This window comes from Ralstonia sp. GX3-BWBA, assembly GCF_003290055.1.
Taxonomy (GTDB): Bacteria; Pseudomonadota; Gammaproteobacteria; order Burkholderiales; family Burkholderiaceae; genus Ralstonia; species Ralstonia holmesii.
Window position 1 is genome coordinate 313,944 of the sequence record NZ_QMKS01000004.1, and the last position, 13,477, is coordinate 327,420.

General features: G+C 65.1%; 10 protein-coding genes. 5 read left to right on the forward strand and 5 right to left on the reverse strand.

Annotation, left to right across the window (positions count from 1 at the left end):
- Positions 1–175: 175 nt before the first annotated feature.
- Together dcd and DOD19_RS03265 are read left to right on the forward strand one after the other, a co-directional pair.
- Entirely contained in the window at positions 176–742 is a 567-nt protein-coding gene (gene dcd / locus DOD19_RS03260) for a dCTP deaminase (protein WP_012762552.1), read from the forward strand.
- A 73-nt stretch (positions 743–815) separates the two neighbouring features.
- Positions 816–3,095: an arginine/lysine/ornithine decarboxylase gene (locus tag DOD19_RS03265; protein WP_112183965.1), complete on the forward strand. Its 2,280-nt coding sequence runs from the start codon at positions 816–818 to the stop codon at positions 3,093–3,095.
- 70 nt (positions 3,096–3,165) lie between these two features.
- Here the strand turns inward: DOD19_RS03265 and argH are convergent, their stop codons facing one another.
- From argH to DOD19_RS03280, 3 genes are all read right to left on the reverse strand, one after another.
- On the reverse strand, positions 3,166–4,581 hold the full coding sequence (argH, locus tag DOD19_RS03270) for an argininosuccinate lyase (protein ID WP_024975057.1): 1,416 nt from the start codon (positions 4,579–4,581) through the stop codon (positions 3,166–3,168).
- A gap of 105 nt (positions 4,582–4,686) precedes the next feature.
- Positions 4,687–5,406: an anti-sigma factor gene (locus DOD19_RS03275; protein WP_112183967.1), complete on the reverse strand. Its 720-nt coding sequence runs from the start codon at positions 5,404–5,406 to the stop codon at positions 4,687–4,689.
- Complete coding sequence (locus tag DOD19_RS03280; protein WP_024975059.1) at positions 5,406–6,053, reverse strand: sigma-70 family RNA polymerase sigma factor; 648 nt, start codon at positions 6,051–6,053, stop codon at positions 5,406–5,408. The genes DOD19_RS03275 and DOD19_RS03280 overlap by 1 nt, the downstream gene beginning before the upstream one ends.
- A gap of 204 nt (positions 6,054–6,257) precedes the next feature.
- Here DOD19_RS03280 and DOD19_RS03285 point away from each other — a divergent pair, with 204 nt between their 5' ends.
- A complete protein-coding gene (locus DOD19_RS03285) occupies positions 6,258–6,863 on the forward strand; it encodes a ferritin-like domain-containing protein (protein ID WP_024975060.1) in 606 nt (201 codons plus the stop codon).
- A gap of 32 nt (positions 6,864–6,895) precedes the next feature.
- On the opposite strand, the gene DOD19_RS03290 is transcribed toward DOD19_RS03285, so the two are convergent.
- A complete protein-coding gene (locus DOD19_RS03290) occupies positions 6,896–7,780 on the reverse strand; it encodes a LysR family transcriptional regulator (RefSeq protein WP_024975061.1) in 885 nt (294 codons plus the stop codon).
- A 149-nt stretch (positions 7,781–7,929) separates the two neighbouring features.
- Between DOD19_RS03290 and DOD19_RS03295 the strand changes: the two genes are divergently transcribed.
- Entirely contained in the window at positions 7,930–9,333 is a 1,404-nt protein-coding gene (locus tag DOD19_RS03295) for an MFS transporter (RefSeq protein WP_239497963.1), read from the forward strand.
- On the opposite strand, the gene ppc is transcribed toward DOD19_RS03295, so the two are convergent.
- On the reverse strand, positions 9,334–12,342 hold the full coding sequence (ppc, locus tag DOD19_RS03300) for a phosphoenolpyruvate carboxylase (RefSeq protein WP_112183971.1): 3,009 nt from the start codon (positions 12,340–12,342) through the stop codon (positions 9,334–9,336).
- Positions 12,343–12,450: 108 nt separating this feature from the next.
- Between ppc and hemC the strand changes: the two genes are divergently transcribed.
- The gene (gene hemC / locus DOD19_RS03305) at positions 12,451–13,467 is read left to right on the forward strand and encodes a hydroxymethylbilane synthase (RefSeq protein WP_112183973.1); all 1,017 of its coding nucleotides are present in this window, start codon (positions 12,451–12,453) and stop codon (positions 13,465–13,467) included.
- Positions 13,468–13,477 lie beyond the last annotated feature (10 nt).

Consider the following 13,477-nt stretch of genomic DNA (forward strand, 5'->3'; position numbering starts at 1 on the left):
AAGGCCCGCGCAAGCCATCAGCCGCCACGGGGTTTTCCGTCACAGGTTTGGGAGTACAATCCGCGTTCCAAACCGGCCCCAGCCGCGGGCCGGCCTGCTGGCGTGACCAAATGGGGACAGTTTTCGCACCGCGAAGCCTGCCCCCATTTGTTCATCCAAGGTATCTGGACGCTCCATGAGCATCAAATCCGACAAGTGGATCCGCCGCATGGCCGAGCAGCACGGCATGATCGAGCCGTTCGAGCCCGGTCAGGTGCGCGAATCCGAAGGGCGCCGCATTGTTTCCTACGGCACGTCGAGCTACGGCTACGACATCCGTTGCGCCGACGAATTCAAGATCTTCACCAACATCAACAGCACCATCGTCGATCCGAAGAACTTCGACGAGAAGTCGTTTGTCGACTTCAAGGGCGATGTGTGCATCATCCCGCCGAACTCGTTCGCGCTGGCCCGCACGATGGAGTATTTCCGCATCCCGCGCACGGTGCTGACCGTGTGTCTGGGCAAGAGCACGTACGCGCGCTGCGGGATCATCGTGAACGTCACGCCGTTCGAGCCCGAATGGGAAGGCTACGTGACGCTGGAGTTCTCCAACACCACGCCGCTGCCCGCCAAGATCTACGCCGGCGAAGGCTGCGCGCAGGTGCTGTTCTTCGAGAGCGACGAGGAATGCGAAACCTCGTACAAGGATCGTGGTGGCAAGTATCAAGGCCAGCACGGTGTGACGCTGCCCAAGACCTAGTTTTTGTAGTCCGTTTCCGCGCGTTCAGGCGTATCCGGAGCGGTGCCTTTAGCTTCATCCATAAGGAACCACGATGAAATTCCGCTTTCCCGTCATCATCATTGACGAGGACTTCCGCTCCGAGAACATCTCCGGGTCGGGCATTCGCGCGCTGGCCCAGGCCATCGAGCAGGAGGGGATGGAGGTTACTGGCCTCACCAGCTATGGTGACCTGACCTCGTTCGCCCAACAGTCGAGCCGTGCCTCTACCTTCATCGTCTCGATCGACGACGATGAATTCATCAACCCGGACAACGACAAGCCCGAACCGGAAGCGGTAGAAAACCTGCGCTCCTTCGTGGCCGAGGTGCGTCGCCGCAACGCCGACATTCCCATCTTCCTGTACGGCGAAACGCGCACCTCGCGCCATCTGCCGAACGACGTGCTGCGCGAGCTGCACGGCTTCATTCACATGTTCGAGGACACGCCCGAGTTCGTGGCCCGACACATCATTCGTGAAGCGCGCAACTACCTGGATTCACTGCCGCCGCCGTTCTTCAAGGCGCTGATCGACTACGCGCAGGACAGCTCGTATTCGTGGCATTGCCCGGGGCACTCGGGCGGCGTGGCGTTCCTGAAGAGCCCGGTGGGGCAAGTGTTCCACCAGTTCTTCGGCGAGAACATGCTGCGCGCCGACGTCTGCAACGCCGTGGAAGAACTCGGCCAGTTGCTTGACCACACGGGCCCGGTGGCCGCGTCTGAACGCAACGCTGCGCGCATCTTCGGTTCGGATCACATGTTCTTCGTGACCAACGGCACGTCGACGTCGAACAAGATGGTGTGGCACGCCAACGTGGCGCCCGGCGACATCGTGGTGGTGGACCGCAACTGCCACAAGTCGATCCTGCACGCGATCATGATGACGGGGGCGATCCCCGTGTTCCTGATGCCGACGCGCAACCATTTCGGCATCATCGGCCCGATCCCGAAGAGCGAGTTCGAGCCCGAAACGATTGCCAAGAAGATCGCCGATCACCCGTTCGCCAGCCAGGCCAAGAACAAGAAGCCGCGCATCCTCACCATCACGCAGGGCACGTACGACGGCGTGCTGTACAACGCCGAGATGATCAAGAACATGCTGTCGACCGAAATCGACACGCTGCACTTTGATGAAGCGTGGCTGCCGCATGCGTCGTTCCACCCGTTCTACGAGGACATGCACGCCATTGGTCACGGCCGCCCGCGCAGCAAGGACGCGCTGGTGTTTGCCACGCAGAGCACGCACAAGCTGCTGGCCGGCTTGTCGCAGGCCTCGCAGATCCTCGTGCAGGATTCCGAAACGCGCAAGCTCGATACGTACCGCTTCAATGAGGCGTATCTGATGCACACGTCGACGAGCCCGCAATATTCGATCATCGCTTCATGCGACGTGGCCGCGGCGATGATGGAGGCGCCGGGCGGTACTGCGCTGGTGGAGGAGAGCATCGCCGAAGCGCTGGACTTCCGCCGCGCCATGCGCAAGGTGGAACAGGAATACGTCGGCACGAATGGCGGCAGTGGACGTGGCGACGACTGGTGGTTCAAGGTCTGGGGCCCGAACGACCTGTCCGACGAAGGCATCGAAGACCGCGAAGCGTGGATGCTGAAGGCCAACGAGCGTTGGCACGGCTTTGGCAACCTGGCCGAAGACTTCAACCTGCTTGATCCGATCAAGGCCACCATCATCACCCCGGGCCTGGACGTGGACGGCAAGTTCAGCGACTCGGGAATCCCGGCCGCCATCGTGACGCGTTACCTGGCTGAGCACGGCATCATCGTCGAGAAGACCGGTCTCTACTCGTTCTTCATCATGTTCACCATCGGCATCACGAAGGGCCGCTGGAACTCGATGGTGACCGAGCTGCAGCAATTCAAGGACGATTACGACAACAACCAGCCGCTGTGGCGCGTGTTGCCGGAGTTCGTGCGCCAGTTCCCGCAGTACGAGCGCATCGGCCTGCGTGAGCTGTGCGACAGCATCCACAGCGTCTACCAGGCCAACGACGTGGCTCGCGTGACGACGGAGATGTACCTGTCGAACATGGAACCGGCGATGAAGCCGTCGGACGCCTGGGCCAAGATGGCTCACCGTGAAACCGAGCGCGTGGCAATCGACGACCTGGAAGGCCGCATCACCGCCATCCTGCTGACGCCGTATCCCCCGGGTATTCCGCTGCTGATTCCGGGCGAACGCTTCAACAAGACGATCGTGCAGTACCTGCAATTCGCTCGCGAGTTCAACAAGCTGTTCCCGGGCTTCGAGACCGACATTCACGGCTTGGTCGAGGAAGAGGTCGACGGCAAGATGGGGTATTTCGTCGACTGCGTGCGCTGAGTTTCAGCTGCACAAAAACAAAACGCCGCGCTGAATCAGCGCGGCGTTTTTGTTTGCAGCGTGCGGCAGATTATTCCGCCAGCGCCGCCCGAGCAAACGCAATGGCTTGCTTCACCTGCTCCGGCGCCGTTCCGCCGATGTGGTTGCGCGAGGCGACCGAGCCTTCCAGCGTCAGCACGGCGTGCACATCGTCGCTGATCAGATCGGACTTGTCGCCCAGGCCGCAGATGTCGCGCAGTTGTGCCACGGACAGGTCTGCCAAATCACAGCGCAGGTCGTCGCACGCGCGCACCGCGTGCGCCACGGCTTCGTGTGCATCGCGGAAGGGCAGGCCACGCTTGACGAGGTAGTCGGCCAGATCGGTGGCGGTGGCGTAGCCCTGCAGAGCTGCGGCGCGCATCGCGTCGGCCTTGACGGTGATGCCTGGCACCATGTCGGCAAAGATGCGCAGCGTGTCGACCACGGTATCCACGGTGTCGAACAGCGGTTCCTTGTCTTCCTGGTTGTCCTTGTTGTAGGCCAGCGGTTGGCCCTTCATCAGCGTGAGCAGGCCGATCAGGTGGCCATTGACGCGGCCGGTCTTGCCGCGCGCCAGTTCGGGCACGTCGGGGTTTTTCTTCTGCGGCATGATCGAGCTGCCGGTGCAGAAGCGGTCCGCAATGTCGATAAAGCCCACACGCGGGCTCATCCACAGCACCAGCTCTTCAGAGAAGCGCGAGACGTGGGTCATGACGAGCGCGGCGGCGGCGCAGAATTCGATGGCGAAGTCGCGGTCGGACACGGCGTCCAGCGAGTTGCGGCACACGCCGTCAAAGCCGAGTTGCTGGGCGACGAATTCACGGTTGATCGGGTAGCTCGTACCAGCCAGCGCCGCGGCGCCCAGCGGCAGGCGGTTGACGCGCTTGCGGGCGTCCAGCATGCGCTCGGTGTCGCGGGTGAACATCTCGACGTAGGCCAGCAGGTGATGGCCGAACACCACCGGTTGCGCGACCTGCAAGTGCGTGAAGCCCGGGACGATGGTGTTGGTGTGCTGTTCGGCCAAGTCCAGCAGCGCGCTGCGCAGGGCCTTGAGCAGCCCGACGATGTTGTCGATCTCGCTGCGCAGCCACAGGCGGATGTCGGTGGCAACCTGGTCGTTGCGCGAGCGGCCCGTGTGCAGGCGCTTGCCGGCGTCGCCCGCCATGGCGGTCAGACGCGCTTCGATGTTCAGGTGCACGTCTTCCAGGTCCAGCTTCCACTCGAACGTGCCGGCTTCGATCTCCTGGCGGATCTGCGCCATGCCCTTTTCGATGGCGGCGCGGTCGGCTTCAGCGATGATGCCTTGCTTGGCGAGCATGGCGGCGTGCGCGAGCGAGCCCTGGATGTCGAACAGTGCGAGGCGCTTGTCGAAGAACACCGACGCGGTATAGCGCTTGACGAGATCGGACACCGGCTCGTTAAAGCGGGCGGACCACGCTTCGGCCTTCTTGGCGAGTTGGGAGGTCATGGGCGGACTGCTGGAGGAGGCGGCTAGCAGGAGGGGCCAGCCGCAAATTCAGGAAACCGCGATTATATCGCCCGCCGGGACTTTCAGCCCCCGCGCCAGAGCCGGCTACAGCGTGCTGTCGATCAGTGCACCCTTGAATACCACGGGGCCGGTCGGTCCCTCCGGATTGGGCGAGCCGCCACGCGGTTCCACGCTGATGGCCAGTGCGGGGACCTGCCGCAACGGCTGCGCCACCGTCAGCCGCACGGCGCGCTGGTGCCCGATCACCCCAAGTGACTGAGGATGCCCGCCGGGCGGCAGCGCCCAGAGCTGCAAGGCCTGTTCAGTGTTGAGCGGCGTTGCGTCCAGCCGTTTGAGCGATAGCGTGCCGGTGCGCGCATCCCAGGTGACGAGGACGGCCGCCTGGGCCTTCGCGTCCTGCAGCACGGCCACGGCGTTGGCGACAGGCGCCTCGCGCAATTGCTGCGCCAGCCTCAGGTTCAGCCCGATCGCCACCGCCGCAACCACCGCCGCGACTGCGGTGGCGCCGCGCCAGAAGCCGGTACCTTGCCAGAGCCGCTGCCAGACCGCTTTCCGCGGCGGCGCCGGCTCGCGCCAGCCGAGTTGCACTTCAACCCGGCAGAGAATTTCCGGCAGCGGCACCGTGGCTGGCTGGAGCGCCGGCAGGTCGGCCAGATAGCGCTGCCAGCGTTCGACCGTGGCGCGCACGGCGTCGTCGTGGCGAATGATCTGCTCGAATCGGCGGCGTGCGCCGTCACGCAATGTTCCGACCGCGTATTCGGCGGCCAGCTTGTCGACGAGATCGGGGTGTCGGCGCGGGTCCATCACGGTGCTCCGAGGCATTCGCGCAGGCGGTCCAACCCGCGCCGCATCCAGGATTTGACGGTGCCCAGCGGCAGTGACAGCGCTTGTGCCAGCTCGCTGTGCGACAGGTCACGCAGATAGGCGAGCGACACGACTTCGCGCTGCTTTGGGTCCAGGCGCTTGAGGCATTCGGCCAGCGCGCGGGCTTGCTGGCCGGCGAGCGCGAGGTCCGCCGGGCCAGGGGCGTGGTCGGCCAGGACATCGGCGTAGGTGTCATCCAGCGGCACGGATTCCTGCACGCGCTCGGCACGCTGCCGGCGCAGGCAATCGAGTGCACGGTTGCGCACGATCGTGGTCATCCACGTCATGGGGGCGGCCAGATGCGGGCGGTAATCGCCGGCATGGCGCCAGATGTTGACGAAGCTTTCTTGCAAGACGTCCTCGGCCCAGTCCTTCCTGACCAAGATACGCAGCGCGAGCCCAAACAGTTTCGGTGCGCAGCGCGTATATAGCGTGCGCAGGGCGTCGCGGTCACCCAGGCCGATGCGCTGCAGCAACGCCGCCAGCTCTTCCGCGTCGGCGCTTTGGGAGCGAGCTGCCGCGGCCGCCGTCGGCGGATCGGCGTCTTGCGCGGCGTGGTCGTCGGCGGTGCGCTGGAAGGTGAGCACGGGGCAGCTTTTTGTGGACGGTCCTGCCCAGAGTGTAAGTAGAAACCGTGGTTGCCGGGGGAATTCACGTGAAAGGTGCTGAGGTATTTGCATCCAGTTGGGCGCGCGCTTCGTACAAGAGATCAGGCGCTGGACAAACGCCCGCGATTCCCATCACGCACCGCACGGATCGCGCTTTTCCCCACATATGCAAGGAGACCGACGATGGACACAACCAAAGAGATGGATCAGTTGGAGAGTGACAGCCCGCGCATCGACGCGCGCCGCCGCGTGCTGCTGCGCGCGCCGGGGCTGATGGCGCTGGGTTCGCTGGCGGCGGTGTCGCTGGGCCAGTCGATGCCTGCCTGGGCGCAGACCCAATCAGGCAGCGTGAAAGACGACATCAACATCCTGAACGTGGCGCTTGGGCTGGAGTACCAAGCCATCGCCGCATATCAGGTGGGCGCAGAAAGCGGCTTGTTGCAAAAGCCCGTGCTGGCGACGGCTGTGAAGTTCCAGGGCCACCACAAGGCACACGCGGCGGTGCTGGCGGGAACGGTGTCCAAACTGGGTGGTACGCCGGTCATGGAGAAGAAGGTGGCGGAATACAACTTCCCGGTCAGCCAGCTCAAGACGCAGGCCGACGTGCTGCGTTTTGCCGCCGGGCTGGAAAAGGGCGCCACTTCGGCCTACCTGGGCGTGATGCCGAATTTCTACACGCGCGACCTGACCAAGGCCGCCGCCAGCATCCTGGGCGACGAGGCAATGCATTGGGCGGTGCTGCTCTCGGTGCTGGGTGAAGACCCGGTGCCGGTGGCGTTCATCAGCTAAAGGGTTTGTTGGGCCGCCACACCGGCTGCTCGTTACGGTGTGGCGGTTTTTTTGTGCGCGTCGAATGCTTCGACGATGCAATCGAGCAAGGCCCGCACGCGCGCGGTCTTGTGCAGATCGGCGTGCGTGACGAGCCAGACGTCCTGCATGCTCCGACGGTTTGGCAGTACGCGCACCAGTTGTGGATACGCTTGCGCGCGGCGGCAAACCAGCTCGGTGATCCCAATGCCTGCGGCCACCGCCTCGAACAGCGCCAGCGCCGAGTTGCTCTGCAAGACGACGCGCCCGCGCGTGATCGGCTCGCCGCAGAGGTCCTCCCACATCCACGGCACTTCGTTGCGCGGGTAAAGCACCAGGTCGTGCCCCGCAAAGGCCGTCCCTTCCTCAGGCTCGCCGCGCGCGGCGACGTAGCTGCGGCTCGCATAGATACCGGTTTCCATTTGGCCGATGCGCCGCGCGATGAGGTCTGGTGAATCCGGGCGCAGCGTGCGCACGGCCACGTCGGCTTCGCGCTTGGTCAGGTTGGCAATGCTCTTGGACGCCATGCAGACGACGTCGATGCCCGGATGCTGCTGCCGCAGCTGCGCGATGGCCGGCAACACAAAGGTGGCTGCCATCGTGTCGGTCGTGGCCACTCGGATCGTGCCGGCGAGTTGGTCGTCGATGCCGGCAACGCGGCGCTCGATGGTGTGTGCCGCCTGCTCCATTGCTTCGGCCGGCCCGATCAGCGCTTCGCCGGCCGGTGTGAGCACCAGCGCGGTCGACGTCCGCAGGAAGAGCTTGGCCGATAGCTCGTCTTCCAGCGCTGCGATGCGGCGGCCCACCGTGGCCTGATCCACGCCCAGGCGCTGGGCCGCACCGCGCAGCGTACAGGTGCGCGCTACCGCCAGGAAAAAGCGTCCGTTGTCCCAGTTCACGTCGGGCTCCGAATATGCGTAGATGAGTGATGCAAATTTGCAGCGTTGCGATGCAAAAACGCTGCTTTTTTGCATGCGCTCTCCAGCCTACACTTGGCTGCATGAAATTTCCAAACGGTTCCGCCATGTCTTCATGCCACGCCAACACCATGTGCGTCACTCCCTCGGCTGACTTGCAACCCGATCTCAGCCGCTGGCGCCGCAACGCAACGCTGGGCATTCTCACGTCGGGTGTGTTCATGGCGGTGCTCGATACGACCGTGGTCAACGTGGCGCTCATCGCCATGCGCGACAGCTTGCACAGCAGCGTCGCAGAACTTGCCTGGATTGTTGACGCCTACACGCTCGCCTTTGCCGCCTTCATCCTCACGGGCGGTTTGCTGAGCGACCGCATTGGCGCGCGCACGGTGTTCATGGCGGGGATGGCGGTGTTCATCGTGGCCTCGGCCGGCTGCGGGCTGGCACCTTCAGTGGCCACGTTGATTGCCGCCCGCATCCTGCAGGGCGTCGGGGCGGCGATGTTTCTGCCGAGTTCGCTATCGCTCATTCGCAGCACGTTTGAAGACCCGCGCGAGCGCGCCTGGGCCATTGGCCTGTGGGGCGCCATCGTCGCGACCGCCGCGGCCGTGGGCCCGGCGCTGGGCGGCGTGCTGGTCGACACATATGGCTGGCGCAGTGCCTTCCTGATCAACGTGCCACTGGGCGTGGTCGGCATGCTGGGCACATGGGTCATCGTGCGTCACGTGCAGCCTGCGCGCGCCAAGCCGTTCGACTGGGCGGGGCAGGTGACGAGCGCGGTGATGCTCGCAGCGCTGTGTTTTGCCGCGATTGAATGGCCGGTGCGCGGCGCGCAATCGCCGTGGGTGTGGGGTACCGCGCTGTTGACGGTGGTGGCCGGGGTGCTGTTCGTCTTGGTCGAACGCCGGGCGCGTGCGCCACTGGTGCCGCTGGCCTGGCTGGGGCATCGCACGCTGGGCGCGGTCAACGGCGTGGGGTTTCTGCTGAACTTCGGCTATTACGGCGCGTTGTTCGTGCTGAGCCTGCATTTGCAGAATGTCGAACACCTGAGCGCACGCCAGACCGGCCTGGTCATGCTGCCAATGGCGGTGAGCCTGTCGGCGGGCAACATCTTCGCGGGCAAGCTGATGGCGCGTTTTTCTACGCCGACGATGATGCTGAGTGGCCTCGTGATCGGCGCAGCGGGTTTGCTGGCAACGTCGGCTGCACTGACCGGCCAAGTGCACATCTGGGTGGTGAGTGCAACGATGATGGCTTACGGCGGCGGCACCGCGCTGGCGATTGCGCCCATGACGTCGACCATCCTGTCTGCGGCGCCGGGCGAGTTGGCCGGCACGGCGTCGGGGTTGCTCAACGCCGCGCGGCAGACCGGGAGTTTGCTGGGCGTGGCAGCGGCGGGCGCGGTCGTCACGGTGGTGCCCGGTCTGGCGCATGCCTCGCCGCTGGTGTTCGGCCTGATGACGCTGTCGTACGCCGGCGCGATGGCGATGGCGTGGATCAGCCGTCGCCCGGCCGCCACCGCGCTGGCTGCCTGATCAGCCGCTATTGCGAAGCCCCGCGGCAATCCCGTTGATCGACAGATGGATGCCGCGCCGCACACGCGCATCGTCGCTGCCGGCCTTGCCCGAGCGGAAGCGCTTGAGCAGTTCGACCTGCAGGTGATTCAGCGGGTCGAGGTACGGGAAGCGGTTCTTGATGGAACGCGCCAGCAGCGGGTTGTCGGCCAAGCGCTCCGACTGCCCCGTGATGGCTGCCAGCATCTGCTCGGTCAACGTGAACTCCGCCGAGATGCGCGAGAACACCGCGTTACGCAGCTTGCGGTCATCACACAACTGCGCGTAGCGTGACGCCACGTTCAGATCGGCCTTGGACAGCACCATGTCCATGTTCGAGAGCAGGTTCGCAAAGAACGGCCACTGCTTGTGCATGCGCTTGAGCGTGGCCAGGCGCGCGGCGCGGGCCTTGGCGTTGCCAGCGTCATCGAGCCAGCGCTGCACCGCGCTGCCAAAGCCGAACCAGCCCGGCAGCAGCAGACGGCATTGGCCCCACGAGAAGCCCCACGGAATCGCGCGCAGGTCTTCAATGCGGCGGTGTTTCTTGTCCATCAGCTTGCGCGAGGCCGGGCGTGAACCGAGGTTCAGGTCAGCAATCTCGGTGATCGGCGTGGTGGCGAAGAAGTAGTCCTTGAAGCCCGGGGTTTCGTAGACGAGGTTGCGGTACGCGGCAAAGGCGTTGTCCGACAGCGCCTGCATGGCGGCTTCGAAATCTTCCAGGCCCTTCGGCCGGTTGCGCGTGGGCAGCAGTGTCGCTTCCAGCGTGGCCGCGACGATGGTTTCCAGGTTGCGCCGACCGATCTCAGGATTGGCGAACTTGCTGGAGATGATTTCGCCCTGCTCGGTCAGGCGGATCTGCCCATTCACCGTGCCCGGCGGCTGCGACAGGATGGCCTGGTAGGTCGGGCCGCCGCCTCGGCCGACCGTGCCGCCGCGGCCATGGAACAAGCGCAGGCGCACGCCCTTGCGCTCGAACAGATCCACCAGCGCCAGCTCGGCCTTGTACAGCTCCCAGTTGGAGGTGAGGAAACCGCCGTCCTTGTTCGAATCCGAATAGCCGAGCATCACTTCCTGCTCGTTGCCCTGCGCCGCCAGCACGGCATCGAAGCCGGGCAGGGCAAGCAGGTCGGCCATGATTTCCGGCGCGTTGCGCAAGTCTTCGATGGTTTCGAACAACGGGATCACCATTACATCCAGCGCGGCGCTGCCGCTGCCATTGGCGCCCGTGCGGAACATGCCGGCTTCCTTCTGCAGCAGCATCACTTCCAGCAGATCGGACAGCGTCTCGGTGTGCGAAATGATGTAGTTGCGCACGATGCGATTGCCGTAGCGGGCACGCACTTCGCGGGCGGCGCGGAAGATGTCGATCTCCGACGTGGTCTGCTCGCTGTATGCGTGGAACGGCAACGTCAGCACGCGCGGCTGTTGCAGCTCACGCAGCAGCAGCGTGCGTTTGTCGGCCTCGGACAGCGCCGCATAGGCGCCTTCCACACCCGCAACCTTCAGCAGCTCGGCGACGGTCGCTTCGTGCACGTCCGACACCTGCCGCAGGTCGATTGACGACAGGTGGAAGCCGAACACATCAATCGCGCGCGCCAGCGATGCCAGCCGTGCGTCGGCCAGCACCTCGCCGTGGTGCGCCGCCAAGGAATCGATGACGATCTGGATGTCGGCACGCAGTTCTTCTGCGTTGCCGTAAGCCGGAGCGGGGCCGACGGCGTGGCGGCCAGCGTCTTCGCCCGTCAGTTCGTGGCACGTGGCTGCCAGGCGCGCATAGACGCCAATCAGCGCACGGCGGTACGGCTCGTCCACGCGGTGTTCGGAATGGTCGGGTGAGCGCTCGGCCAACGCTTGCAGCTCTGCGCTGACATCCACCAGCGACGTCGACATCGACAGCTCCGCACCCAGCGCGTGGATCTCTTCCAGGTACCACGCGAGGATCACGCTCGCCTGCTTGCGTGCGGCGTCGCGCAACGTCGTCGCGGTGACGAACGGGTTGCCGTCGCGGTCGCCGCCGATCCACGAGCCCATCTGGAAGAAGGGCGGCAGCGGTGCCGGTTCGCCGCGTGCGCCGCGACGCGGGAACGCGGTCGCAATGTCTTCTTCCAGTTCGCGGTACAGCGCGGGAATTTCGCGCAGGAAGGTGGTTTTGTAGTACGACAGCGCGTTCTCGATCTCGTCGGCGACCATCAGGCGCGTGGTGCGCAGCATGCGCGTTTGCCACAGCTTTGTGACATGGGAACGCAGCAGCGCGGTGTTGCGTTCGCGCTCGCGCGTGGTGAGCGGTGCGTCGCGCTCGGCCAGCAGGCGGGCGATTTCGCGTTGTGCATCGAGCGTGCTCTTGCGCTGCACCTCGGTCGGGTGGGCGGTCAGCACCGGCACGATCAGCGCGGTTTCGAAGAATCGGCGCAGCACGTCGCCCGACAGGCCTTCATCGGCGGCCGACAGCAGCGCGCGCATCAGGCTGCCCGGCTGCGGCGGCGATCCAGCCAGCGCATGCACGCGGCGGCGGCGATTGTGGTGCTGGTCTTCAGCGATGTTCGCCAGGTGCGAGAAATAGCTGAAGGCGCGCACCACCGACGTGGTTTGGTCGCGCGAGAGCGTCTTCAGCAGCCGGTCGAGATCCTGCTCGGCCTGACGGTCGCCGTCGCGGCGGAAGCGCACGGCAGTCTGGCGGATGGTCTCGACCGTTTCGAAGACGGTGCCGCCTTCCTGGTCACGCAGCACGTCGCCCAGCAGGCGCCCGAGAAAGCGGATGTCTTCCTTCAGCGGCTGATCCTTGGCCGCGGCGCTGCCCGACGAGCGTCGGGAAGTGGGACCGAGTGATGCGCCGTTGGCTTCGTCCGCACCATTGGCCTTGGTCACCGGTTTGGAGGCGGGCTTGGCAGCCTTGATGGCCTTCGGGGCCTTGCTGGTCTTGGCGGGGGCGGCGGAAGGCTTGCGGGCTGTGGTCGCGCGCGAGGAAGCGCGGCGCGCGGCGGGCTGCGTCATGGTGTCTCCTAGGTTGGGTAGGTAAGGTGCCTGAACGGCCCTCTTTTCTGCATCACTTCAACGTGATAGCCGGACTGTCGCGAAAAAGCTGCGTGCTACCATTGCCGCATGTCTTCCAACGCCCGCCCGACTTCCCGTCAATCCCAGCTTGCAACGACTCCTGCAGCCCAGGCGCCGACCAAGCTGGTCATTGCCTCGCGCGAAAGCCGGCTTGCCCTTTGGCAAGCCGAACACGTGCGTGCTGCATTGCAAAAATACTATCCCGCGTGCGACGTGTCCATCCTTGGAATGACCACGCGCGGCGACCAGATTCTCGACCGCTCCCTCGCGAAGGTGGGGGGCAAAGGTTTGTTCGTGAAGGAACTGGAAGTCGCGCTGGCCGAGGGACGTGCCGATCTCGCCGTGCATTCGCTCAAGGATGTGCCGATGGAATTGCCCGAAGGCTTTGCGCTTTCGGCCGTCCTCGAACGCGAAGATCCGCGCGACGCCTTTGTTTCCAACGACTACGCCGATTTGGCCTCGCTGCCGGCCGGCGCCGTCGTGGGCACGTCCAGCCTGCGCCGTGAAGCTTCACTGCGGGCGCGCTTCCCGCATCTGGTCATCCAGCCGCTGCGGGGCAACCTCGATACTCGCCTCGGCAAGCTTGATCGTGGCGACTACGCCGCCATCATCCTGGCTGCTGCCGGGCTTAAACGCCTTGGCCTGGCTGATCGTATCCGCTCGACCATCGCGCCGGAAGAATCGCTGCCGGCAGCAGGGCAGGGTGCACTCGGCATCGAGATTCGCGCCGATCGTGCAGACGTACGAGCGTGTCTCGCGCCGCTGCACGATGACCCCACCGCGCTGGCCGTGACGGCTGAACGCGCCGTTTCGCGCATCCTCGGCGGTTCCTGCCAGGTGCCACTGGCTTCGTTTGCGCAGTGGTCGGATACCGGCACGCTGCGCCTGCGCGCCTTTGTCGCTTCGCAGGACGGCACCCGCAAACTTGCCGCAGACGGCGAGGCGACGCCATCCACGCAGGCCGAAGCGGACGCGCTGGGCGTGCGCGTCGCCCAGCAGATGCTGGCCGGCGGCGCACGCGACATCCTTGCCATGCTGGGCGCCGACGCCCCACCCGCTACCTAACTCCCACGGC

Excerpts from the sequence above, each read along its gene's own strand:
- dcd (WP_012762552.1), top strand. The coding sequence starts at position 176 with ATGAGCATCAAATCCGACAAGTGGATCCGCCGCATGGCCGAGCAGCAC.
- DOD19_RS03265 (WP_112183965.1), top strand. The coding sequence starts at position 816 with ATGAAATTCCGCTTTCCCGTCATCATCATTGACGAGGACTTCCGCTCC.
- argH (WP_024975057.1), bottom strand. The coding sequence starts at position 4,581 with ATGACCTCCCAACTCGCCAAGAAGGCCGAAGCGTGGTCCGCCCGCTTT.
- DOD19_RS03275 (WP_112183967.1), bottom strand. The coding sequence starts at position 5,406 with ATGGACCCGCGCCGACACCCCGATCTCGTCGACAAGCTGGCCGCCGAA.
- DOD19_RS03285 (WP_024975060.1), top strand. The coding sequence starts at position 6,258 with ATGGACACAACCAAAGAGATGGATCAGTTGGAGAGTGACAGCCCGCGC.
- DOD19_RS03295 (WP_239497963.1), top strand. The coding sequence starts at position 7,930 with ATGTGCGTCACTCCCTCGGCTGACTTGCAACCCGATCTCAGCCGCTGG.
- ppc (WP_112183971.1), bottom strand. The coding sequence starts at position 12,342 with ATGACGCAGCCCGCCGCGCGCCGCGCTTCCTCGCGCGCGACCACAGCC.
- hemC (WP_112183973.1), top strand. The coding sequence starts at position 12,451 with ATGTCTTCCAACGCCCGCCCGACTTCCCGTCAATCCCAGCTTGCAACG.